Annotated in this window: 20 protein-coding genes; 4 read left to right on the plus strand and 16 right to left on the minus strand. The window is 63.0% G+C overall.

The window, feature by feature from the left end:
- Positions 1 to 220: 220 nt before the first annotated feature.
- Together G7Y52_RS01085 and G7Y52_RS01090 are read right to left on the minus strand one after the other, a co-directional pair.
- Entirely contained in the window at positions 221 to 1828 is a 1608-nt protein-coding gene (locus G7Y52_RS01085) for a small ribosomal subunit Rsm22 family protein (RefSeq protein ID WP_165064751.1), read from the minus strand.
- The gene (locus G7Y52_RS01090; protein WP_165064754.1) at positions 1829 to 3550 is read right to left on the minus strand and encodes an ASKHA domain-containing protein; all 1722 of its coding nucleotides are present in this window, start codon (positions 3548 to 3550) and stop codon (positions 1829 to 1831) included.
- A 199-nt stretch (positions 3551 to 3749) separates the two neighbouring features.
- Between G7Y52_RS01090 and fliM the strand changes: the two genes are divergently transcribed.
- Positions 3750 to 4730, plus strand: a complete 981-nt coding sequence (gene fliM / locus G7Y52_RS01095) for a flagellar motor switch protein FliM (protein WP_165064757.1) — start codon at positions 3750 to 3752, stop codon at positions 4728 to 4730.
- A gap of 128 nt (positions 4731 to 4858) precedes the next feature.
- A complete protein-coding gene (locus G7Y52_RS01100) occupies positions 4859 to 6403 on the plus strand; it encodes a hypothetical protein (protein ID WP_165064760.1) in 1545 nt (514 codons plus the stop codon).
- Between the two features lie 35 nt (positions 6404 to 6438).
- Here the strand turns inward: G7Y52_RS01100 and G7Y52_RS01105 are convergent, their stop codons facing one another.
- The 7 genes from G7Y52_RS01105 to G7Y52_RS01135 all read right to left on the minus strand — a co-directional run bounded on the left by G7Y52_RS01105 (position 6439) and on the right by G7Y52_RS01135 (position 14110).
- Positions 6439 to 7296: a methyltransferase domain-containing protein gene (locus G7Y52_RS01105; protein WP_241159549.1), complete on the minus strand. Its 858-nt coding sequence runs from the start codon at positions 7294 to 7296 to the stop codon at positions 6439 to 6441.
- Positions 7297 to 7439: 143 nt separating this feature from the next.
- Positions 7440 to 8510 (minus strand): sulfatase-like hydrolase/transferase, encoded by a 1071-nt coding sequence (locus G7Y52_RS01110; protein ID WP_206215158.1) that lies wholly within the window; start codon positions 8508 to 8510, stop codon positions 7440 to 7442.
- Positions 8511 to 9327: 817 nt separating this feature from the next.
- Entirely contained in the window at positions 9328 to 10494 is a 1167-nt protein-coding gene (locus tag G7Y52_RS01115) for a phosphoglycerate kinase (RefSeq protein ID WP_165064765.1), read from the minus strand.
- On the minus strand, positions 10484 to 10780 hold the full coding sequence (locus tag G7Y52_RS01120) for a hypothetical protein (protein ID WP_165064767.1): 297 nt from the start codon (positions 10778 to 10780) through the stop codon (positions 10484 to 10486). The genes G7Y52_RS01115 and G7Y52_RS01120 overlap by 11 nt, the downstream gene beginning before the upstream one ends.
- 101 nt (positions 10781 to 10881) lie before the next feature.
- Positions 10882 to 12876 carry a transketolase gene (gene tkt, locus G7Y52_RS01125; RefSeq protein ID WP_165064770.1) on the minus strand — a complete coding sequence of 665 codons (1995 nt, stop codon included), beginning with the start codon at positions 12874 to 12876 and terminating at the stop codon, positions 10882 to 10884.
- A gap of 113 nt (positions 12877 to 12989) precedes the next feature.
- Entirely contained in the window at positions 12990 to 13715 is a 726-nt protein-coding gene (gene rpe, locus G7Y52_RS01130) for a ribulose-phosphate 3-epimerase (protein WP_165064773.1), read from the minus strand.
- A 53-nt stretch (positions 13716 to 13768) separates the two neighbouring features.
- Positions 13769 to 14110, minus strand: coding sequence for a MerR family transcriptional regulator (locus G7Y52_RS01135; protein WP_165064776.1), 342 nt, complete (start codon positions 14108 to 14110; stop codon positions 13769 to 13771).
- Between the two features lie 36 nt (positions 14111 to 14146).
- Here G7Y52_RS01135 and G7Y52_RS01140 point away from each other — a divergent pair, with 36 nt between their 5' ends.
- A complete protein-coding gene (locus G7Y52_RS01140; protein WP_165064779.1) occupies positions 14147 to 14284 on the plus strand; it encodes a hypothetical protein in 138 nt (45 codons plus the stop codon).
- A gap of 152 nt (positions 14285 to 14436) precedes the next feature.
- Here G7Y52_RS01140 and pheT read toward each other — a convergent pair whose 3' ends face one another.
- The 3 genes from pheT to pheS form a co-directional block, all read right to left on the minus strand.
- Positions 14437 to 16845, minus strand: a complete 2409-nt coding sequence (gene pheT / locus G7Y52_RS01145; protein ID WP_165064782.1) for a phenylalanine--tRNA ligase subunit beta — start codon at positions 16843 to 16845, stop codon at positions 14437 to 14439.
- 108 nt (positions 16846 to 16953) lie between these two features.
- A complete protein-coding gene (locus G7Y52_RS01150) occupies positions 16954 to 17334 on the minus strand; it encodes a translation initiation factor IF-2 (RefSeq protein WP_165064785.1) in 381 nt (126 codons plus the stop codon).
- An 8-nt stretch (positions 17335 to 17342) separates the two neighbouring features.
- Positions 17343 to 18377, minus strand: coding sequence for a phenylalanine--tRNA ligase subunit alpha (gene pheS / locus G7Y52_RS01155; protein ID WP_165064788.1), 1035 nt, complete (start codon positions 18375 to 18377; stop codon positions 17343 to 17345).
- Here pheS and G7Y52_RS01160 point away from each other — a divergent pair.
- On the plus strand, positions 18376 to 18576 hold the full coding sequence (locus G7Y52_RS01160; RefSeq protein ID WP_165064791.1) for a hypothetical protein: 201 nt from the start codon (positions 18376 to 18378) through the stop codon (positions 18574 to 18576). The two genes, pheS and G7Y52_RS01160, sit on opposite strands and share 2 nt — an antisense overlap.
- Positions 18577 to 18955: 379 nt before the next feature.
- Here G7Y52_RS01160 and rplT read toward each other — a convergent pair whose 3' ends face one another.
- The 4 genes from rplT to thrS all read right to left on the minus strand — a co-directional run bounded on the left by rplT (position 18956) and on the right by thrS (position 22558).
- Positions 18956 to 19309 (minus strand): 50S ribosomal protein L20, encoded by a 354-nt coding sequence (gene rplT / locus G7Y52_RS01165; protein ID WP_165064794.1) that lies wholly within the window; start codon positions 19307 to 19309, stop codon positions 18956 to 18958.
- A gap of 285 nt (positions 19310 to 19594) precedes the next feature.
- On the minus strand, positions 19595 to 19792 hold the full coding sequence (gene rpmI / locus G7Y52_RS01170) for a 50S ribosomal protein L35 (RefSeq protein WP_165064797.1): 198 nt from the start codon (positions 19790 to 19792) through the stop codon (positions 19595 to 19597).
- A gap of 287 nt (positions 19793 to 20079) precedes the next feature.
- Positions 20080 to 20610: a translation initiation factor IF-3 gene (infC, locus tag G7Y52_RS01175; RefSeq protein WP_165064800.1), complete on the minus strand. Its 531-nt coding sequence runs from the start codon at positions 20608 to 20610 to the stop codon at positions 20080 to 20082.
- A gap of 1 nt (position 20611) precedes the next feature.
- A complete protein-coding gene (gene thrS / locus G7Y52_RS01180) occupies positions 20612 to 22558 on the minus strand; it encodes a threonine--tRNA ligase (protein ID WP_165064803.1) in 1947 nt (648 codons plus the stop codon).
- Between the last annotated feature and the right edge of the window lie 56 nt (positions 22559 to 22614).

The raw sequence follows: 22614 nt of genomic DNA on the forward strand, positions 1-22614 counted from the left end.
TTCCCGGGAACGGCATGCGGCTTTATATCCCGAGCGAGGCCGAAAAAAAAGCCCCGCAAGCCCGCATTCTTCGGATAAGGAAGCGGAATCACGGAGAAAAATCCCGTAAAAAATTCGCAAAAATCTGCCGGCTTGCGCGCGGCGCGAATGTTTCATCCGCACCGCGCCCGCCGCAGCCGCGGATATTTTCGCCCTGACCTGCCCCTGGAGCAGGCGCGGCTCAATCCCGCCCGGGCGGCGGCCGCCGGATCACCCGAGCGCGGCTTTTGGCGTCCCGGGGCGCGTTTGACTCCAGCCTGATGGGGAGCAGATCCCCGGAGGCCAGCGTTGCCGCATCCTCCAGCAAAAGCAGGCCCGCTGCCGCGCAGGCATAGCGGGCCTGCCCCGCGAGCCCGGGCACCGCGAAAGGCGCGGAGAGCACGCGGGCCGGTTGCGCGCCCCGTCCTGAGACGCGGAGGGCGGCAGGCAATGCCTGCGCGGACGCTTCAGAGGCAGGCTCCGCGCCCACATCGGGAGCCAGCAGCAAGGGCGCCAGGGAGAGGCCGCTTTTGGCCAGGCCCGCCTGCGCGGACAATCGGCGCAGCCAGTCCGGCGCGCCCATGCCGTCAAATGTAAAGTGGCACCAGGTTCGACCGCCGCTGCCCGCCAGCAGAGGACAGGCGGCCTGGTGCGGGCAGGGAGCAAGGGCTTTCAGACCGCGCTCCAGAGCCAGGGCGCGCAGGCGCATTATTGTCGTGCCGCCCAGGCGCGTGCCCGGTTCCACAAAGAGCAGAGCCGGGGGGGCGGGCAAATCGCCGTTGCCGCGGAGCAACAAAGGGGCCCAGGCGTCCAGCAATCGCTCCAGAGGTTCATCCCGCGGGCTGCCCGGAGATTCCTCTCCCTCCTCCGATCCGCCAAAACGGCGGCCGCTCGGCAGCTCGTTGAGCACATTGGCGGCGCTGATCAGCCAGGGGCGGATGACTGCTCCCGCCTCCCCTTGCAGCCGTGGGCCGCGTTGCGCATCCCGGCCCGCGCCGCGCCCGCCGGAAAGCAGGGGCGCGGCGTGGCGCGCCAGGCTTCCCAGGGGCCCCCGCGCGGTATGCACGGGCCAGGTCTTTTGGCCGAGAATCCGGCCCCAGGCCGTAAACAGCGCCCTGCCCAGCTCCAGGGGCTGAGCCGCGCTGTCCAGGGCCAGCACCCGCACCGGCGCTTCGCGCCACTGGGGCCGGGCCAGCCAGAGCGCCAGGGGCAGGCTCAGCGGGCCCGAGCCCGCATCCAGCAAAAGGGCCTGGCCCCCGGCAAACGCAGGGGCCTGCGGAGCCGGCAGGGGCAGCCCGCGCAGCAGGCGCGTCAGGCGCAGCAGATTCCAGGGCAGAAAATAGTACAGATAGGCGCTGACAAAGGCCGGGGAACTCCAGTAGGGGCGGCGCAGCGCCCCCCGCTCACATGTCAGCAGGCGCGAGAGGGTCGCCACGTCTTCGGGCAGGGAGCGACGATGCGCGGCGCTCAGGGGACGAACCCTGGCCAGTGCTTCAGGCAAGCGCTCAAGGGCCTCGCGCGCGGCAGCGGACAGGGGAGGAAAAAGCGGGAGAACCTGCGCCCAGGCTCCCGGCGCGAGCGCGGGCCGGGCCTGCCCGGAAGGAGCAACCAGGGTCGGCGTCGCGGCGGGCGCTCCGGCTGCCTGCGTTGGCCCGGGGTGCGGCCGGAGCCGGGGAGAGCGCGCATCCCCGGCCCCGAGACGAGGCGTGGAAGCGGAACCGGGCTTGCGCGCTTTGCGCTGCCCGCCAGCGGGGCCTGATTTTTTTGAGGCTCGCGAGCGTTTGCAGGGGGACGAGGCACGGCGTGTCATTCAGGCTCCAAAGCGCATCCCGCGCAGGTACTCTTGTTGAAAATCCGGATCATCCACCAGCGCAAGCAGGCGGGCGCGGGCGCAAAGCTCGGCCAGAGCGTCGCCTCGCCCCGGCTGAAGGGCCAACAAGGCCGCGCCGTCCAGCGCGGCATTGCCCACAGCCCGGATGCGCGGGCCGAGACCGGCAGGCACAAAGCCCAGGGTTTCCAGATGCTGTGGCCGGACATGCTCGCCCAGGGCGCCGGCCAGGCAGAGCGCGGCAAGTTCCGCAGGCCGCACCTTGCCCGCGGCCAGCAATTTCTCCAGCGCCAGGGCAAAGGCCGCCTTGACCTTGAGCAGCACTTCCACATCCCCGGCGGCCAGCCAGAGCCCGCAGGGCAGGTGCAGCCGCGTCCCGGCAGGCCCGCGCGCAAAACCCTCAGCCAGCCTGCGGGCCAGGGGCATGCGCGGGGGAGGCGAGGACGAAGCCGGGAAGCGGCCGCTGCTGTCCAGCAGGCCCAGTTGCAGCAGCACGGCGAGCAGGGAAAGATAGCCTGTGGCGCTGATCCCGCGCACGCCGGGCGCGGCGGCTTCGCCGCTCTGCCGTCTGACGCCCGCTGTGGCGGCCCGGCAGGCAGGACAGGCGCAGGCCGTGCCCGGCTCATGCGCCGGGCCGGGCAGATGCGCCGCAAGACCGAGAGGCGTCAGGCTGAATTCCGTGATCACCTCCGGCCCCGCCAGTTGTCCGCATTCCGGCCCGATGCCCTCCAGGGCGGGCCCCAGGGGCACGCTGGCCAGCACAAGCTCGTCCTTTTCAGTGACCAGGGCCAGCTCGCCGTTGGTGCCCAGATCCGCCAGCACAAAAGGCCGCGGCGTTTCACAGGCCAGCAGGGCCGCAAGGCCCGCGCTCACGTCGCCCCCCACAAACGGGCCGGGCAGCGGCGGAATATAGAGAGGCGGCAATCCGGGCAGATGCACAGTCTCGTGGCCGCTGTGGCTGATGCGGTAGGGCGCGGCGCACAGACCCGCCACATCGCGATCCAGAAAAATGTCGGTCATGGCCGTATTGGCTGCCAGACAAATCCGGGAAACCCTGCCGCCGTCCGCGCCCAGCGCGGTCAGAATCCGGCCCAGCCTTTCGCGCGCCAGCCCGGCCAGCAGCTTGCGGCCTTGCGGCTCGCGGGCCACAGCCAGCCGCGACATGATATCCGCCCCTGCCCCGGCCTGGGGATTCAAAAACTGCCCCTGCGCCGCGTCCTTTCCGAACAGGTCGCCGCGCGGCGCATCCAGCGCCGGAGCGCGCCAGTAGACGGATGTTGTCCCCAGATCCACGGCCAGAACAAGCTCGCGCTCCGCCGCCTGCGGCCCGGGCGCGCCGGGCAAGGCCGCGATCCCGGCATCTTCCGCCAAATCTTCCGCGGGCAATTCCAGCGTAAGCATGCCGCCCGCGACCGCGTCAGGGACTTGACGCCGGCAGGCCAGCCGCCAGCCCAAAGCCAATGCATCGGCGGAAAAGACAGCCTCTTCTGCGGGCAGGGGCGCGGGCGCATCCCGCACAAAGCGCACGCGGCACCTGCCGCAACGGCCAAGCCCCGCGCAGAGGGGCAGAGCCTGCACCTGGCCGGAAAGCCAGATGGCGCGGGCCAGCGTTTCGCCTGAAGAGGCATGGAGTTCGACGGCGCGCGGCAGCGGCGAGCCGGGGACGGCGCGCTCGCGGGCGGCCGGGATCAGGCGCAATTTCATGGTCCCAACCTGCCCCAAAGGCGCGCCCATTGCAAGGCCGGGCTGTGTTACATTTGCCGGCGCTGTGCCCGCGGTCGCACTGTGGCGATTTTGCCCATGCCCTTGTCAACCTGGCCTTTTTTTTGCAATGTGACGGCAGGAGCACCGCGCCCTTGCGCTGCTCCGCACAGGAATCGCAGCAGAACCTCTGAGGCTCATTATGAATAAAGTGCTGGCGCAAGATGAAGTGGACGCCCTGTTGCGCGGGCTTTCCGGCGGCGAGATCGAAAGCGAAGTGGAAGTGCCGGAGGATGAATCCGGCATCGTGGCCTTTGACCTCGCCAATCAGGACCGGATCATCCGGGGCCGCATGCCGGTGCTGGAAATTGTCAACGACCGTTTCGCCCGGCTCTGCACCAATGCCCTGTCCAATGCGGTGCGCAAGCGCGTGGAGCTGAACCCCATTTCCATTGACATGACCAAGTTCGGCGAGTTCATGCGCTCCCTGCCCGTGCCCACCTCCATCAATATCTTCAAGATGGATCCCTTGCGCGGCAATGCGATCATGGTAGTGGATTCGCGCCTGGTCTTTGCCCTGGTGGAAAACGTCTTCGGCGGCGCGGGCTCCCAGCCCAAGATCGAGGGCCGCGAGTTTACCCGCATTGAGCAAGCCGTGGTGGACAAGATCGTCAAGATTGCCCTGGACAATATGGAGGAATCCTGGCGCCCGGTGCATGACGTGAAGCTGGAGCTGGTGCGCAGTGAAATCAACCCTCAGTTCGCGGCCATTGTGCCGCCCAGCGACGTGGTGGTGGTGATCACCTTTGAAGTGGAGCTGGACACGGCTTTGGGCTCCATGATCGTCTGCCTGCCCTATGCCACCATCGAGCCCATCCGCTCCAAACTGCACGCCAGCTTTCAGACCGAGCGTCTGGAGGTGGACCATGCCTGGGTGGCGCGCCTCAAGGAACGGCTCCTGGAAACGCCGGTGGAACTCAAGGTGCATTTCGGCAGTACCACAATCACGGGCAACCAGTTGCTGCGCATGCAGGTGGGCGACGTGCTGGTGCTGGATACCGACGTGGAGGATCTACTTTCCTGCACCGTGGCCGGGGTCAGCAAGTACCAGGGCATCGCGGGCACGGTCAAGGCCATGAAGGCCTTTCAGATCATCAAGGAAAACGAACCGCAGTACACATAGCGCATAGTGCCTTTGAACACGCGCGCAGCCCGAAAATGTTTTTCTCCCAGTTTACACCGCGTTACGGCAGGATGGCGGCCGGATGCCGTCTTCCTGGTGTCGTCGCAGCAGCCTCACGGAGTCTCATAATGTCTTCAGCCCCTACCGAAGAAAGCGCCTTGCGCGGCCAGGAATACAACACGCTGCTCTGTGAGCGCTTCGATCCCGCGCAGACTCTCGTAGGTTTTTATATCGGCAATACCCAGGTCAGCCAGGACGAGTGGATGAACCCCCTGGCGCTGGAATTGCGCCGCAGAGGCTATGCCGTTGTCGGCCTGCTGGCCCGCGAAGCCGTGGGCGCGGCCCGGCTGGATGGGACCGAGCTGACGCTGGAACTTGCGCGCGGCAGCGTTGCTGCGCTGTCGCGCGTGCAGCTCTTCATCGTTTCGGACATGGAAGGGGTGGCAACAGACTTTCCCCCCCGGTCACGGGTGCTGGCCTGCGCGCACGGCTGCTCCTGGTCCTGCAGCACCAATTTTGTGGACGCTGTGTACCATCAGGCATATTTTGACGGCTATCTGACATCCTGTTCTTTGACTCAATCCACCCGCGAGCAGGTGCAAGCTCTTTGGACCGGCATTGTGCCTCCGTCAGGCTGCAAACGCCCCTCCCCGCATTTTTATATCCTGGCCAGCGGCTATCCGCGTTCTGCTGTGCTCTACCACAAACTGGCCGAGCTGGAAGGCAGGGTGGAACGCGATGCCATTCTTTATGCCCCCATTTTAGCAGACTATCGTCCGAGCGCGGGCGGCTGCCGCCTGGAACGCTATGGGAAACGCATTGTGCGCTGCCTTCTGGATTCTTTTCCTCATTTGCAATTGATTTTCCGCCCCTATCGTACTGATCTGGAGCATCCCCAGGTGCAAGCCCTGCTGGCGGCTTTTGCGCATGAGCCCCGCTTCGAGCTCGACACCGATCCGCAGCGCGCGCCCGCATTCAGCCGCGCCGCCGTGCTGGTCACGGATTTCTCGCACATTGCCAACAGCTTTGCTTTTACCACCCTGCGCCCCGCAGTGAGTTTCCAGCCCTGGGAATACGTCCGTAGCCGCAGGACGCTCGACACGCTTCCTACCGGCTTTTGCGCGCGGACGTATCAAGCCCTGATCCGGGCTGTGCGCATGGGTCTGGAGTCGCCCGGCCCCTGCCGCGAGCATATCCGGCGACAACGGGAACGGGGTATGCTGCCCGTGGAAAGCGGTCTGCAAGACCTGGCGGAGCAATTGGATGATTTTCTGCGTGACCGGCCGCGGCCGGAATGGATCAGCATTGAACGCAACAACCCGTCTTTGACGCTCGGCGAGGCCGGGATTGTGAGAACCATACTCAGCTTGCCGCACTGCTGGGAGAAAATAGCCTCTGCCGCGCTCCATTTTTTTCCGGAAAGCCTTTTCCTGACCGCCTTCAGCCTGCACATGGGCTTACGTCTCATGCCGGATCAGGCTGTGCCCGCGCGCTTGCTGGCAAGTGCGCGGAGGGGGCTGCAAGAGCCGCCGATTGGCGACGATCCCTTGCTTTTTCGGGATGTGTCGCCGGAAATTCCCCGCAAGCTCTACGGTCTGGCCCAGCTCAAAGCATTTCGCGAAAACGATCTGGAGCTTGCCGGCATGGCGGAAAATCTGAAAACTTTACTTTGAAAGGCAGGGGGCCTCCCCCGCAGGCGAAAAATGCCCTATTGGCCGCGAATCCAGTAGGTCTCAAAACCGTCTTCCAGCCAGCCGTCCGCGATCTGCGCAAATCCGGCCTGTCGGAAGATCTGGCGGTATTCCGCGCGGGTGCGCCGCCAGCCCCAGAACTGCTGACGGCGGATGCCCAGATAGTGCAGAATGCCCCGGATAACGATTTTGATCGCATTGACGAAGCTGCCGATAAAGGAATCCTCCTCCAGAAGTGAAGCGGAAAGGCAGATCAGTTCGCCGCCGGGCGCGAGCTGAGCGCGCAGCTCGCCGAGAATGTGCTCCAGCTCCCGGGTGGGGATGCCGTAATCCACTGTGGAGAGATAAATCAAATCATACTGCACGTCGGAGGGCAGGCAGGCAGGCGGCAGGCCGATATAAATGCGCTCGCTCGGGATATGCTGCCTGAGCCACTTCATGCCCACAGTGCTGGGCTCGTTGACGTGCAATTCCAGTTCCGGCATTTCCTCCAGGAGCGTCTTTTCCATGTAGCCCACGCCGCTGCCGATGGAGAGCACGCGCACAGGCCCCTCGCGGCCCGCCGGTTCCTGCGCAAGCCTGGCCCGCAACTGCCCGGCCAGCCAGAGGACATCCTTGCGCTTGTTGGCGCGCCAGACCGCGGGCAGATCGTCCCAATTCTTGTAACGCCGGAAAAGCTCCTCGTAAAAGGTAGCGTAGAATTTGGGCTCCGCCAAATGAAAGAAAGAAATATGCGAGAAGGCAGTAAACGGTATTCCCTGCCAGCTTTCCTGATAAAAACGCCGCACTGTGGAGCCTCCCGAGATGGCGACAGGCAATGCCCGCCAGGGCATCGTGCCCGGGCTGATTACCGGATCGTATTGAGTATAGCCCAAGCCCGGCCAGGGCGCAACGGGCGCTTTGCCTGCCGCGTCTTTTCAGGAGAAAAAGAAGGGCCAGATCCTGCCCCGGCCCTGCTGCGCGGCAAAAACTCCCCGATCGCGATGCGGTCGGGGAGTTTTTTATGGCATCTCCGCGCTCAGCGCGGATAATACATGCCAAACCAGCGCGCCAGCGCCGAAGAAGCATCTTTGCGATCAACCAGGTATTCTGCCTGCGGCGTCAGCAGGCGGATGGTTTTCTGCGCCAGCAGGGAGCAGGCCGCGTTCTTGACCCGCAGGTCATTGCCCATAAAGGTTGCGGGCACCGGCAGGCCCGACAGGTTCAGCAGGGTCACCGGAAGATCAATCTGGGCGCAATAATTGACCATTTCCTGCCCGTTGGCGGCCAGACCGGCGAGCCCGCGCCGGGAGATCCAGAGCAGGGGAATGCGATCCGGCGTGAAGCGGGAGCGGCGGGTATAATTTTCGCCGTGCGTGGCGCTGTGATCCGCTGTGATCAGGATCAGCGTGTCGTCAAGATAGGGCTGCACGGCTTGCAGGAAAGCTCCCAGCTTGCGATCCAGGGCGCAGAGCGACAGCAAAAACGGGCTGGCCGCGATCCGCCGGTCGCGCAGGCAGGCGTCGCCCTCAGGCGGCCTGGCGCCATAGGGCGGATGCGTGTCTATGGTGTAAAGAAAAAGAAAATTTTTGCTTTCCGGGCGCGCGTGCCGCAAGAGGCTCTCCGCCTCGGCAAACAACACTGCCGAATCCATGCCCCAGCCACTGCTTTTTTTTTGGTATTTCTTTTCAAAATCCGCGGCGAACATACCATGCGCCGCCCCGTAATTGCGCTGTACCGTTCTCTTCCAGCCGGCGTCCCTGGCTGACAAGGTTATGAACTGCCCGTTCATGGCCCCGAGAAAGTGCCCGGCATAGCCGTATTGCTGCAACTCCGTGAAGAGGTTGGGGACTATATTGTCGCCGACCATGTCGGCGAACACGTCAAGGCGCGAAGACAGCAAAGCGTGCAGACCAAATGTGGTGGGCTGCGCCGAGGTAAAAAAATTACGGAATGAGACGAACCCTGAAGCGATGGCATCAAGATTGCGGGTGGCCTCCACGGGAATGGCAGGATTATATTTGTGCAGATAGGCCAGATCCAGGCTTTCCACCGCCACAAGGACAATGTTTCGATAGGGCCCGCCGGGCTGCGGCAGTTGGCGCAGCATTCCCAGAGACGCAAGCTTGCGTGTATCCTCGTCGGACAATGCAGCCGTGGGAGGGGTGACGATTCTTGCGGGAACAGCCTCTTTCCTGTCCGTAAAAATATCATGTATATTCGTATAAATCGGCTTTGAGATGGCAGCTTGCCTGTTGAGGGACATGGCGGCGTCGCCAGAGGCATGCAGAAAAGCTGTTATCAGTGAAAGAAGGCACAGCGCCCCAAGCAAAAAGCCATATTTTTTCCCATAGTTTCTGTTTTTGTCAAATGAGGCATAAAAAAGATAAAAAAATACTGCCATTGCAAGCAGCATTGCGAGCAAATAAAGCATGTTTGGCACGGTAATCACCGTATAAATGCTCTTCAACTCAGGAACAGTGGTAAAAATTTGAGTTAAGATATCATAACTTACAATATCTTTTGTGTTGTAAGCAAATATGCAATTTACCAGATCATAGAATATAATTATAATTGCGTAGCATAGTAAAATGATGAGAAAAATTTTCTTTTTAAAGAAGAAAAGCAATCCTGCAAGAGCAAACAGCGGCAAAGAATCTATGAGAAATCCCACACAGGCTCTTGCAAGGCCTTCATAGACGGAAATATCCGCAGCATATTGCAAAGATAAAAATACGCGCAAAGCGAATAGGGCAAAAATGCAGAAGAAAAAACACCATATAAATATGTCATGGTTCTTTCTGAGAGACATTGCCGACTACTCTTTCTTTTGCAGGCCCTTCCGGCACGGGTAAGGGCAGAAAGGCCGCTGTTGCCACGCTTTCCAAAAGCCGCCCGCTGCCGGGGCGGCTTTTGGAAGATATGGCTCAGCGCGCTTCCAACGCCGCCACCGAAGGCAATACCTTGCCTTCCAGCAATTCCAGGGAAGCGCCGCCGCCTGTGGAGATATACCCCATCCTGTCGGCCAGGCCGTAGGCTTCAACGGCGGCCACCGTATCCCCTCCGCCCACCACCACAAAGGCTTTGGACGCGGCCAGGGCTTCGCCCAGGGCCTTGGTGCCCGCGCCGAAGGGCTCGGTTTCAAACGCGCCCACCGGCCCGTTCCAGATCACCGTGGCGGCCTCGGCCAGCACCCCGGCATAGAGGGCCACTGTCCTGGGACCAATATCCAGAATCATTTCATCGGCCGGCACGTCGTCCACGGCATGCACCGCAGCTTTTTGCCCCGGGGCCAGTTCTTTGGCCGTGATCACATCCACGGGCAGGGGCAGTTGCTTGTGTGCGGCCCTGGCTGCATCCATGATTTTCCGGGCTTGCGGGATCAGTTCCGTCTCGCAAAGGGATGTCCCCACTCCGTAACCGGCGGCGGCCAGAAAGGTGTTGGCAATGCCGCCGCCCACGATCAGGCTGTCCACCTTTGCGAGCAGGTTTTCCAGCAGGCCCAGCTTGGTGGAGACCTTGGAACCGCCGATCACCGCGGCCAAAGGCCGGGCCGGATTGTCCAGCACCCTGGCGAAGGCCGTGAGCTCCGCCTGCATCAAGGGCCCGGCGCACGCTGTTTTGGCCGCGCGCACCGCGCCCTCGGTGGAGGCATGGGCCCGGTGCGCAGCGCCGAAGGCGTCCATCACATACACGTCGCCCAACGCGGCCAGGCGGCCGGAAAGGGTGGGATCATTCTTTTTCTCGCCTTTGAGAAAGCGCACGTTTTCCAGCAGCACGCACTGGCCGGGCCCGGGTTTGGCGTCTTCCGGCTCCCGGACCAGAGGCACAGGGCTGCCGAGCAGCTCGCCCAGGCGCGCGGCCACGGGCTTGAGCGAAAACTGTTCTTCATACTGCCCTTCCGTGGGGCGGCCCAGATGCGAAAGCAGAATCACGCCCGCGCCTTTGTCCAGAGCCATCCTGATGGTGGGCAGGGCCGCGCGGATGCGTTTGTCGTTGGTGATGTGTCCGTCCTTCACAGGCACGTTCAAATCTTCTCGGATGACCACAGTCCTGCCCGCGAAATCCATTTCCTGCATTTGTTTAATCGGCATGTTCGCCTCCTTTTGCGTGGCATGTACCGCGCTGGTTTCCGGCTTCTCCCGTCGCCAGGGCATTGCATGGCCTGGCGCAGTTCCTAGAGCAGATTACCTTTGACTTTTTATGAAAGTCAAAGGTGGCATTCAGGCGAAAAACGCGTTTTTCGCCTGAATGTACGCCGCGTTGCGGCGGCTGCCGCTTTCGCGTCAGCAGAGCATTTTCAAAGAGAAAATGCTCCAGGTGAAACTGCCCGGCTGCCGCGAAAGGGCAGGGGCTGCGGAGAGAAGCGCGCCTGAGCACGCGCGTCTTCCCTGCTGGAAGCGCCACGTCCTCCGTACTACGGCATCAGTGTAGTACGGAGGACGTGGCGGCGTCAAAAACGAAGTTCGGCGCAAAAAGCGTTATTTGAGCAGAGCGCGCGCCTTTTCCAGCACATGTTCCGGCGTGAAGCCGTACTGCCTGAACATATCCTTGCCCGGCGCGGATGCGCCGAAGCGATCCAGGCCCAGCACGTCGCCGTCCAGGCCCACATATTTGCGCCAATAATCCGCGGCTGCGGCTTCCAGGGCCAGACGCGGGCGTACCGCGGCAGGCAGCACGCTTTCCTTCCAGGCCGGGTCCTGGGCGTCAAAAACTTCAGCGCAGGGCATGGAAACCACGCGCGCGCGCCTGCCTTCCGCCATAAGCCGCTCGGCTGCGGCCACGGCCAGAGCCACTTCCGAGCCTGTAGCCAGCAGGATGATTTCCGGCGTGCCCTGGCAGTCGCGCAGCACATAGCCGCCCCTGGCAATGGCCGCGATCTGCTCTGCGTCGCGCTCAAAGAAAGGCAGCTTCTGGCGGGAGAGCGAAAGGCAGGTGGGCGTATCGCGGCTTTCCAGAGCGCACTGCCAGGCAACGGCCGTTTCCACGCTGTCGCAGGGCCGCCAGAGATTCAGGTTGGGGGTCAGCCGCAGGGTGGGCGCCTGCTCCACCGGCTGATGGGTCGGGCCGTCCTCCCCGACGCCGATGGAATCATGCGTAAAGGCCCAGACGACCCGCAGGCCCATGATCGCGGCCAGCCGCACCGCGTTTTTGGCCTGATCCGAAAAAGCCATGAACGTGCCCGCGTAGGGAATGAAGCCCCCGTGCAGGGCCAGGCCGTTCATGATTGTGCTCATGCCGAATTCGCGCACCCCGTAGGAAATGTAATTGCCCGTGTATGCGCCGGGCCTGAGGTGCTCGGACTTGCTCGTGAGCGTGCCCACGGACCCGGAAAGATCCGCTGCGCCGCCGATCATTTCAGGCAGGCGGCTCACAAGATGCTCAAGCGCCTTTTGCGAGGCTACGCGGGTGGCCAGATCCTCGCCCTTGTCCGCGGCGTCCCGTATCATCCCGCGCGCAATCTGCGCCCAATCCGCGGGCAGACTGCCGGCCATGCGCCGCAAAAACTCCGCGGCCAGCTCGGGCCGGGCCTGCCGGTAGGCGGCGAACATGGCATCCCAGGCGGCCTCGGCGGCCTGCCCGGCAGCGCGCGCGTCCCAGGCGGCGTAAATATCCTGAGGAATGCTGAAAGGCGGCTCATGCCAGTCCAGAGCCCGGCGCGTGGCGTCCGAGGCGCTCTCGCCCAGCGGCGCGCCGTGGCTTGACGCCGAATCCTCCTTGGGCGATCCGAAGCCGATATGCGTGCGGCAGATGATCAGGCTCGGACGGCTTGCATCCGCGCGGGCCTCGGCCAGAGCCTTGTCCAGAGCCTCGCTGTCGTGCCCGTCAATGGGCCCGATGACCTGCCAGCGGTAGGCAGTGAAGCGCGCGCCCACGTCTTCGCTGAACCAGGGGTCGATCTTGCCATCAATGGAAATGCCGTTGGAATCATACAGCACAATCAGCTTGCCCAGGCCCCAGGTGCCGGCCAGCGAGCAGGCCTCGTGCGAAACGCCTTCCATCAGGCAGCCGTCGCCGCAAAAGGCGTAGGTATGATGATCGACAATCCTGTATTCGGGGGTATTGAACTGCGCCGCCAGCATGCGCTCGGCCAGCGCCATGCCCACGGCCGAGGAAATGCCCTGGCCCAGAGGGCCCGTGGTCATTTCCACGCCGGGCGGCAGGCCGCGCTCGGGGTGCCCCGGCGTTTTGGAGCCCCACTGGCGGAAACGCCTGATTTCCTCCAGAGGCAGATCGTAGCCCGTCAGATGCAATACCGCGTAGTGCAACATGGAGGCATGCCCGTTGGAAAGCACAAAGCGGTCGCGGTCAAGCCAGAACGGATTGGCGGGATTGTGCTTGAAGCCGTGACGCCAGAGGGCTTCAGCCATGTCGGCCATGCCCAGCGGCGCGCCCGGATGACCGGAGCCGGATTTTTCAATGGCGTCGATGGTCAGGGCGCGGATGGCATTGGCACATTGTCTGCGGGTAGGCATGGCTCTTTTTCCTTCGCTTGTGATTATGGTGAGAGAGGGGGATGCGTCGCAGGCTTTGGCGGCTCCGGAAGGTCAGGTTGTGACAGCCCTGGCGCTGGAAAACGAGCTGCGGTTCACAACAATCTGCCCTGGGACACGGCGGGCCGCCATTGCCGGGCGGCGCGCAGACCGGGGCGCAAGCCGCGCCCCTCCACAGTCTGCGCGAACGCCGCAAGCCGGGCGCTGTAAGGTTTATGACCGAAAAAGGCCGAGCCGGAAACCAGCACGTCGGCTCCGGCCTCCACCAGCCCGGCGGCATTTTCCGGGCAGACGCCGCCATCCACCTGGATCAGGGTCGCGGCTGCGCCCGCCTCGGCCAGCAGGGCGCGGGCCGCGCGGATTTTTTCATAGGTCTGGGGCAGAAAGGCCTGCCCGGAAAAACCGGGATTGACGCTCATCAGGAGCAAGAGATCAAGAGAAGACGCAAGCCAGCGCGCCGCCGAAAGATCCGTGCCCGGATTCAGGGCCAGCCCGGCCTTCAGCCCCAGACTGCGGATTTCAGCCAGGGTACGCTGGGCGTGCTGATCGGCCTCGGCATGGATCACCAGCAGATCGGCTCCGGCCTCCTTGAAATCCCGCAGATAGCGGGAGGGCTCCTGGACCATCAGATGCACGTCAAAAAAAAGCCCGCTGTGCGGCCGCAGGGCTTTGATCAGCGGGGGGCCGAAAGTGATGTTGGGCACAAAGGCCCCATCCATGACATCCAGATGCAGCCAGGTCACGCCCGCCGCTTCCAGGGCGGCCAGTTCTTCGGCCAGCCGCGCAAAATTGGCGGAAAGCAAGGAAGGGGAAAGAATCATCAACAACCCTTTGCCGTTTGGGTGCAGTTAGAGCGTTTTAAAAGCAATATGCTCTATTGCCCGCTCAAAAGCCGCCGGATGTCGCTGAGTTCCCGCTTGAGCATCTGCATGAAGGCCGGGTCCGGCACCGGAGCCAGCCGCTCGGGCAGATTTTCGTCCAGCACCGCGCTGCCTTCCAGCACGCGGCGCGCGCCCTCAATGGTCATGCCCTGCTCATGCAGCAGTTGCCGGATGCGCCGCAACAGATCCAGATGCGCTTCTGTGTACAGGCGCTGCCCCTTGTCCGTGCGCAAGGGAGCCAGTTGGGGAAACTCCGTCTCCCAGAAGCGCAGCACATGCGTCTTCAGATTGAGCAGCTCCGCCGCTTCGCCGATGCGGTAATTTTTTTCCGACATAAAGCCACTCCCGGTGCCGCGCCGGACCAGAACCCGGTGCAGCATCACCCTTCTGCGAAAACGCTAGAGCATTTTCTCTTTGAAAATGCTCTGCTGACGCGAAAGCGGCAGCCGCCGCAACGCGGCGTACATTCAGGCGAAAACCGCGGTTTTTCGCCTGAATGCCACCTTTGACTTTCATAAAAAGTCAAAGGTAATCTGCTCTAAGGATGAGCCTGTGAAAGAACCTGGCCTTTCGACATTGCTCTGTCCCAGGGAGCACAACATACGGCGCGCCGCAGCAACGCTGAGCACGCTTTCCGGCACAGCGATCGCAGGGCATGGAGCTAGATGCGGACGCCCAAAGCCTGCCTCAGGGATTCTGCCACTTTTTCCCGCTCCTTGTCCACTTCCGCATCCTTGAGGGTCCGGCTCGCGTGGCGGAAGGTCAGGCGGAAGGTCAGGTTGCGGATCAAGGCGTCCTCCGGGCCGCGCTCGGGTTCAAAGCAGTCCGCCAGGACCACATCTTCGAGCAGGGGCAACTTGAGTCCGGCCAGGTGGTCGAGCACCTGGCTGACCTTGAGGTCAGCTCCGGCCATGATCGTAATGTCGCGCCGCACAGGCGGATATACCGGCAAAGGTCTGAAGCGGGGTACGGCCTTGTCGTGCATTTCGCGCAGCACATCCAGATTGAGCTCGGCCAGCCAGATGTCTTTGCGGGCATGGAAGTCTTCGGCCAGCATCGGTTTGACCCGGCCCATGAGCCCCACGCGCCTCCCTTCTGCCAGAACCTCCACGCAGGGCAGCAGAAAAGGGTGATCCTCCATTTGCTCGCAGATCGGGGCGGGCAGATGCAGAACATGCAGCAAATGCTCCACGATGCCCTTGAGGTCCATGTAATCCATGTCCGCCGCGGAATGCGGCCAGGCGGCGTCATGCCGCGCGCCGTACAGCAGGATGCCCAGGGCCCCGGTTTCGCGCGCCGTGGTCTCCGAGGCGGGATCGGCTTCAAAAATGTGCGCCAGCTCAAAAAGCCGCAGGCCCTGCGCGCCCTGGGCCAGGTTATTGCGCAGATCCTGCAGCAGGCCCGGCGCCAGGGCCGTGCGCAGCACATCCTGCTCGGCTGAAAGGGGATTCAGGATCGAGATGCGGCCTTTTTGCGGCAAGCCCAGATGATCCAAATCCTTATGACCCACAAAACTGTAATTGACCGCCTCGTTCAATCCCAGGCCCGCGCCCCAGCGCTTGATGCGCGACCAGAAGGCAAAGCGCGACTCCGGCTCGCCCGCGCGCGCCAGATCCGGTTGCACCGGCGGCAGCAGCGGCGGGATGGTGTCCAGGCCGTGCATCCGCCCCACTTCCTCAATCAAATCCGCCTCGCGGGTCAGGTCCGACCGCCAGGAAGGCTGGCTCACTTTCCAAACCGGCGCATTATCGCCTCTGTCCACCTGGCAGCCCATGCCCGCAAGCGTCTTTTCGTCAAATTCCGGGCTCAGATGCACGCCCAGCAGGGCGTCGGCCCTGGCAGGACGAAAGTCAATCCCGACCGGCGCAAACGGCCGGGGCTCCGCTTTGGAGAGCCCGCGCCGCACCACGCCGCCGCCGAAGGCCGCCATCATGGCGCAGGCCCGGTCAAGAGCCCAGACGGTGCGCAACTGATCGATGCCGCGCTCAAAACGGTACGATGCCTCTGAAGAGAGGCCCAGCCGCCGCGAGGTCTTGCGGATGGTTCCGGGCCGGAAGACCGCGCTTTCCAGAAAGACGTTGCGGCTTGTCTGCGTGATTTCCGTATTCAGGCCGCCCATGACCCCGGCCAGGCCAACGGGCTGCGCGGCATCGCAGATGCAGAGATCCTGATCCGTCAGCGCGCGCTCCTGCCCGTCCAGGGTGATGCATTTTTCGCCCTGGCGGGCCCGCCTGACCACAATGCGCCCGCCTTCCAGCCTGTCCAGATCAAAGGAGTGCAGCGGCTGGCCGCATTCAAACAAAATATAGTTGGTGACGTCCACAATGTTGGAAATGGGCCGCACCCCCACGGCATGCAGGCGGTGGCGCACGCGCATGGGTGAGGGAGCCACCGTGATGTCTGCAATGACCCGGCCCGCATACAGCCAGCAGAGATCCGGCTCGGCAATCTCAATGGGGACCACGGCTTGTGGGCCGTCGTCCGTCTGCAAAGGCAATTCCGGCACGTTCAGGGGCAGATGAAAGGCCTGCGCGGTCTCCCGCGCGAGCCCCAGCACTGAAAGGCAGTCCGCGCGGTTGGGCGTGACGGAAATATCCAGCACTTCCCTGTCCAGATCCAGCACGTCAATGAGCCGCGCGCCCACGGGCAGATTTTCGGGCAGAACCATGATCCCGCTGTGCTCCTCGCTCAGCCCCAGCTCGCGCTCGGAACAGATCATGCCCAAAGAAGGCGCGCCGCGCAGCTTTGCCTTTTTGATCAGCGTGCCGTCAGGCAGGCGCGCGCCCACCAGGGCCACAGGCACTTTCTGGCCCGCAGCCACATTGGGCGCGCCGCAGACAATGTCCAGCAGCTCGCCTTGCCCGGCATCCACCTTGCACAGATGCAAGTGATCGGACTCCGGGTGCCTGGTGCATTGGAGCACATGCCCCACCACAATGGACGCAATGGCTTCATAAGGATGCAGAATGTCTTCCAGCTCCAGACCGAGCATGGTCAGGCGGCCGCCCAGGGCCTCAGCCGTGCCCTCGTAGGGCGTAAACTCACGCAGCCATGAGAGAGAAAGCAGCATAGCGTATTCCTGTCTGACAAACTGTTGTGCAAGCCGAACATTCCGGACTTCACGAGCGCCGCAGCTCATGCGGCTCGGCCCGGGCGCGGACGCTGCCGGGCCGGGGATTCACCTGAAGGACCAGGCCGGGGTCTCGCTCTTGCGCGGCTCCGGCAGGGGCCGGGAATCCTGTTGCGCGGCAGGGCCGCCGTATGCGCCGGGGCGCGGGCGCTGCCGGGGCGCTTTTTCCTCGCGCGGCAGATCGTCAATGGTATTGCCGTAGGCGTCAGTATAGCCCATGCCGCCTTCGGCGGTGCGTCCAGCCGACTTGGAGGGCAAACCTTCCAGAGGCCGGGGGCCGCCGGGCGGTTCAAGACCCGAATGGCGCGGGCTGAGCGCCGAAGCGGCCAGAGCCTGGCCGTCGAACCCGACCGGGGCCGGCCCCAGGGGAACGAGCAGCGCCGCCAGGCTCGCGCTCGCGGCCAAAAGATACAAAAAGCGTCTTGTCATGCCGCGCCTCAGGCAAACTGCCCCAGGAAGCGCACATCGTTTTCAAAAAACATCCGCAAGTCCCCGATGCCGTACTTGAGCATGGCCACGCGCTCCACGCCCAGGCCAAAGGCAAAGCCGCTCACATCCGAGGAGTAGCCCACGGCGGCATAAACCGCCGGGTCCACCATGCCGCAGCCCAGGATCTCCACCCAGCCGGTGGTTTTGCAGACGCGGCAGGGCTCGCCGTCCACCTGCCCTTTGCCCCCGCACATGCAGCAGGAAATGTCCACCTCGGCCGAGGGCTCGGTGAAAGGGAAGAAGCTCGGGCGAAAGCGCGTTTGCGTGTCGCCGCCGAAAACGGCCCGCACAAAGGCCGTCAACGTGCCGCGCAGATGCGCCATGCTGATGCCCTCGCCCACCATCAGCCCCTCAATCTGATGAAACATGGGGGTGTGGGTCAGATCCGAGTCGCGCCGGTAGACTTTGCCGGGGGCCACCACGGCCAGGGGCGGCTTGCGCGAAAGCATGGTGCGCGCCTGCACCGGCGAGGTGTGGGTGCGCAAAACCACCTTGTCGGTGATGTACAGCGTGTCCTGCATATCGCGGGCCGGGTGCTCCGGCGGCATGTTCAGGGCCTCGAAATTATAGTAGTCGCTCTCGACTTCCGGCCCTGAAACCACTTCAAAACCCAGCCCCGTGAAAATATGGCAGATTTCTTCAGTAACCAGGGTGGTGGGATGCAGCGAGCCCCGCCAGGGCGCGCGGCCGGGCAGGGAAGGATCGAAACGCGCCAGAGCCTGCGCGTCGCGCCCGGCTTCGAGAGCGCTTTTGCGCGCCTCGAACAGCGCATTGCAGCGCTCCTTGACCCTGTTGGCGGCCTGGCCCACGGCCGGGCGCCGGTCAGGGGCAAGCTGCGGCAAACGGCCCATGATCTGCGCAAGGCGGCCCTTGCGGCCCAAAAAATCCACCCGCAAACCTTCCAGCTCTTCCAATGAAGAAGCCTGGTCCAGCCCTCGTTCGAGTTCCGGCGCCAGGCCTTCTAATGCTGTAATCAGGTCCATGCTGATTCCCGATGCCGCCTGCGCGGCGCTGAAGCTTGTTTTAGAGCATTTTCTCTTTGAAAATGCTCTGCTGACGCGAAAGCGGCAGCCGCCGCAACGCGGCGTACATTCAGGCGAAAACCGCGTTTTTCGCCTGAATGCCACCTTTGACTTTCATAAAAAGTCAAAGGTAATCTGCTCTAGAGCGTTTTGCCAATGAAATTAGCTAAACGCCATGGCATGGCGAAGCCATGCCCGCCCGCGAGCGTCAGCCGTTAGCGGCTGTGCCGCCTTACGGATGACGACAGCAGAGATAGGCGCAGGCGAAATTTACTTTCGCCGTCAAGCGCCGGAGCGAGCGTTTCAAAAGCAATATGCTCCAGGAGCAGTCGCCATTGAAAATGTTCTCAGGCCGCCGCACAGCAAGGCACACCGCCGGTGGCAGACAGACAGGGTCAGCCCTTGTTGCCGCCCTGCTCTCAAGGCCGCCTGCCCTGATCCGACGGCTTACACTCTTGTGAAACAAAAGCCGCAAGCCCGTCTGCGGCATGGCCCGCCCTGGCCGCGCTGCGGCCAGGGCGCAAAAAAAACTCTGCCGCCTACTTCAGCGCGGCTTTGGCCAGCTCCACCACCCTGGCGAAATCGTCTTTCTGAGAGACGGCCAGATCAGCCAGCACCTTGCGGTTCAGTTCAATACCGGCCAGCTTCAGACCGTGCATGAAGCGGCTGTAGGAAAGCCCGCTCAGGCGCGCGCCCGCGTTGATGCGCAAAATCCAGAGCGCGCGAAAATCGCGTTTGCGCAGCTTGCGGCCCACAAAGGCGTACTGCAAGGAACGCTCAACCGCCTCGCGGGCAGTGCGGTACAGACGGCTGCGGCCGCCCCGGAAGCCCTTGGCCGCGCTCAGATATTTCTTGTGCCGACGATGAGTGGCGACGCCTCTCTTCACACGCATACGCGTATCCTCCTTCAACCCAACAAGGCGGAGGAAAGCCCGTTGGGGAGCGTAAAAAATGCTGCGGCCCTCACAGGGAGGGGCACGGATTGAACATCAGTCACGGCTCCGCGCGCGCCGCCGATCCCGGAAGGATCGAAAAAAACCGCGCTCAACGCTGGTCGGGCGTGGATTTTTGCTTGCCGGCCAAAATCCGGGCTTGTTATGCGGGGAGCGGACTCTTCCGGGCCGCGACCGGATAACAAGCGCAGGCTGACGCAGTCAGCGGGCAAAAGGCCGCGATGATCAGCCGTTGGGCAGCATGCGGCGCACGGCCTTCACATTGGTCTGATCCACCAGGGTGGACTGCCCCAGGCGCATTTTGCGGCCCGCAGCCTTCTTGGTCAGGATGTGACGCAAGTTCTGGCGACGGCGCTTGAACTTGCCGCTGCCGGTCTGCGAAAAACGCTTGGCCGCTGCGCGCCGGGTTTTAATCTTGGGCATGGCGTACTCCTTCAAAAACGGATAAAAGCCCCTTGCGCGTCCAGGCGGGCCCGCGAAGAGGAAAGGCATGATGCCTCAAAGCGCCGCTTGGCGCAAGGCCTATTTCCAGAGCATTCAGAGCTGCCGCATAAGCTGCGTCAGCCCTGGCGGTGATGCGACAGCAGCGCTGTCAACAGCAACGACGCGCCGCACCGTGCGCGGCGTCAGAGCATTTCAAAGTTGCAATGCTCCACACAAGCCCCAGCCGGCGGGGCCCGGCGCAACTTGCGACGCAAACAGCGCGGGGCTCACTTTTTGGGCACCAGCAGCATTTGCAGGGTGCGGCCTTCGGCGCGCGGCTCCTGATCCACTTTGGCGATATCCGCCAGATCCTGCACCACGCGCTCCAGAATGCTCAGGCCGCGATCCTTATGCACAATCTCGCGGCCGCGGAAAAATACCGTGATCTTGCAGCGGTCGCCGTCTTCCAGAAAACGGCGGATGTGGCGCAGCTTGGTCTCATAATCATGGTCATCGGTCTTGGGCCGGACCTTGATTTCCTTGATCTGCACCACGGTCTGGCGTTTCTTGGCTTCCGCCTTCTTTTTCTGCTGCTCGTACTTGAATTTGCCGTAATCCATGATCCGGCAGACAGGCGGCTCGGAAGTGGAGGCCACTTCCACCAGATCCATGCCGCCTTCCCTGGCCAGGGCAATGGCGTCATTACGCTGCAAAATGCCGAGCTGCTCTCCGTCGGCGCCGATTACGCGCACTTCGCGCGCGCGGATCAGTTCGTTGCGGCGCACGTTGTCCTGCGGCATTTCGCGCCGCGGTCTCATATTAGGCGAAGCTATAGCGCATCCCTCCTTGTTTGAAAGGCTCTTCCGCATCCGCCCGAATCAGGGCGGCAATTTCCCCGCCGGATTTGAGCCCCAGATTATCGCCGTTGCGCAGGCGCACGTTTGCGCCCCCGGCCTGCACTTCCTTTTCTCCGACCACCAGAATATAGGGTACTTTGGCCAGCTGGGCCTCGCGCACCTTGAAGCCGAGCTTCTCGTTGCGCGTGTCGAGCGCGACTCGAATGCCCCGGGCCTTGAGTTCGTCGCGCAATTTCAGGACCGCTTCATCTCCGGCCTCGGTCACGGTCAGCAGCCGGGCCTGCTCCGGCGCAAGCCAGACGGGCAGCGCCCCGGCATACTGCTCAATAAGCACGCCGATGAAGCGCTCCAGCGAGCCCATGATCGCCCGGTGGACCATCACCGGGCGGTGACGCTCGCCGTCCTGCCCCACATAGTTGAGATCAAATCGCTCGGGCAGGGTGAAATCCACCTGAATGGTGGAGCATTGCCATTCCCGGCCGATGCAGTCAAGCAGGCGCACGTCGATTTTCGGCCCGTAGAACGCGCCGTCGCCCTCATTGATCTCGTAGGGCAGCCCGGCCTTTTCCACGGCCTGAATCAGCGCGCCGGTGGCCAGCTCCCAGGCTTCGTCCGTGCCGATGCTGCTCTCCGGCCGGGTGGAAATGGCCACCTTGTACTGAAAGCCGAAGAGATGCATGAGATCCCGGATCAGATGAATGACATCCAGAATCTCCCCTTCCAGTTGCTCGGGCGCGCAGAGAATATGCGCGTCGTCCTGGGTGAACTGGCGCACGCGCAAAAGGCCGTGCAGCACGCCACTCTTTTCATGGCGATGCACCACGCCCAGTTCAAAATAGCGCTGCGGCAGATCGCGGTAACTGCGCAGCTCGTTCTTGTAGATCAGCATATGCGCGATGCAGTTCATGGGCTTGATGCCGTAGGCGTCATCCTCGATCTGCGTGAAATACATATTCTCGCGATAGTGATCATAATGGCCGGAGCGCTGCCAGGTCTCCACGCGCAGCAACTGCGGGCCCTGGACCATGTCATAGCCGCGTTTGAGATGCTCCTTGCGCCAGAAATCCTCCAGGATGGCGCGCACCAGCATCCCCTTGGGCAGCCAGAAGACCATGCCCGGGGCCACGTCTTCCTGAAAGGTGAACAAATGCAGCTCGCGCCCCAGCTTGCGGTGATCGCGGCGTTTGGCCTCTTCCATCTGTTTGAGATAGGCGGCCAGGGCTTTGTCGTCGGCAAAAGCCGTGCCATAGATGCGCGAAAGCATGGAATTTTTCTCATCCCCGCGCCAGTACGCGCCGGCCACGGACAGCAACCTGGCCGAGGCGGCAAAACCGGTGTGCGGCACATGCGGGCCGCGGCAGAGATCCGTGAAGTCCCCGCAGGTATAGAGCGAGACCGTGTCCGCGTCGATACCCTCAATAATCTCGGCCTTGTATGTCTCGCCCATGCCCCTGAAGCGGGCCTCGGCCTCGGCCCTGGGCAGCACTTCGCGCATGAAGGGCTCGCGCGCTGCGGCGATCTTCTGCATCTCGGCCTCAATGGCCGGAAAATCCTCACTGGAAAAAGGCCGCTCCACGTCGAAGTCGTAATAAAAGCCGTTGTCGATGGCCGGGCCGATGGTCACCCTGGCTGCGGGAAAGAGACGCTTGACTGCCGCGGCCAGCACATGCGCCGTGGAATGGCGGATCAACTGCAAGCCTTCCGGCGAGTCGGCATAGACCGGAATAAGCTCATGACAGTCGTCAGGCAGGGATGCGGAAAGATCCAGCAGCAGGCTTTCGCCGCCCGTCACGGCCCTGGCCGCCACCACGGCTTTGAACTTTTTGCCGCTCAGGGCTTTCCGGAGCACAGCGGCCAGATCGGCCTCGGCCGGGGCGTCCACCATCTGTCCTTCCACACGGACATCCATGAAAAACTCCTTCTGCAAACGGCCCTCACGCGGCCATGCGCAAAAACAAATGGGGA

Origin of the sequence: Desulfovibrio sp. ZJ200 (genome assembly GCF_011039095.1) — a bacterium.
In the GTDB taxonomy this organism is placed as follows: Bacteria; Desulfobacterota; Desulfovibrionia; order Desulfovibrionales; family Desulfovibrionaceae; genus Desulfovibrio.

Coding starts and splice junctions, on each gene's coding strand:
- pheS (WP_165064788.1), bottom strand. CDS start 18,377: ATGGACCTGATTACAGCATTAGAAGGCCTGGCGCCGGAACTCGAACGA.
- G7Y52_RS01085 (WP_165064751.1), bottom strand. CDS start 1,828: ATGACACGCCGTGCCTCGTCCCCCTGCAAACGCTCGCGAGCCTCAAAA.
- G7Y52_RS01135 (WP_165064776.1), bottom strand. CDS start 14,110: ATGTCGGAAAAAAATTACCGCATCGGCGAAGCGGCGGAGCTGCTCAAT.
- G7Y52_RS01100 (WP_165064760.1), top strand. CDS start 4,859: ATGTCTTCAGCCCCTACCGAAGAAAGCGCCTTGCGCGGCCAGGAATAC.
- G7Y52_RS01090 (WP_165064754.1), bottom strand. CDS start 3,550: ATGAAATTGCGCCTGATCCCGGCCGCCCGCGAGCGCGCCGTCCCCGGC.
- rplT (WP_165064794.1), bottom strand. CDS start 19,309: ATGCGTGTGAAGAGAGGCGTCGCCACTCATCGTCGGCACAAGAAATAT.
- G7Y52_RS01150 (WP_165064785.1), bottom strand. CDS start 17,334: ATGACAAGACGCTTTTTGTATCTTTTGGCCGCGAGCGCGAGCCTGGCG.
- pheT (WP_165064782.1), bottom strand. CDS start 16,845: ATGCTGCTTTCTCTCTCATGGCTGCGTGAGTTTACGCCCTACGAGGGC.
- tkt (WP_165064770.1), bottom strand. CDS start 12,876: ATGCCTACCCGCAGACAATGTGCCAATGCCATCCGCGCCCTGACCATC.
- thrS (WP_165064803.1), bottom strand. CDS start 22,558: ATGGATGTCCGTGTGGAAGGACAGATGGTGGACGCCCCGGCCGAGGCC.
- rpe (WP_165064773.1), bottom strand. CDS start 13,715: ATGATTCTTTCCCCTTCCTTGCTTTCCGCCAATTTTGCGCGGCTGGCC.
- rpmI (WP_165064797.1), bottom strand. CDS start 19,792: ATGCCCAAGATTAAAACCCGGCGCGCAGCGGCCAAGCGTTTTTCGCAG.
- G7Y52_RS01160 (WP_165064791.1), top strand. CDS start 18,376: ATGCTGATTCCCGATGCCGCCTGCGCGGCGCTGAAGCTTGTTTTAGAG.
- fliM (WP_165064757.1), top strand. CDS start 3,750: ATGAATAAAGTGCTGGCGCAAGATGAAGTGGACGCCCTGTTGCGCGGG.
- G7Y52_RS01115 (WP_165064765.1), bottom strand. CDS start 10,494: ATGCCGATTAAACAAATGCAGGAAATGGATTTCGCGGGCAGGACTGTG.
- G7Y52_RS01110 (WP_206215158.1), bottom strand. CDS start 8,510: ATGCTGCGCCAACTGCCGCAGCCCGGCGGGCCCTATCGAAACATTGTC.
- infC (WP_165064800.1), bottom strand. CDS start 20,610: ATGAGACCGCGGCGCGAAATGCCGCAGGACAACGTGCGCCGCAACGAA.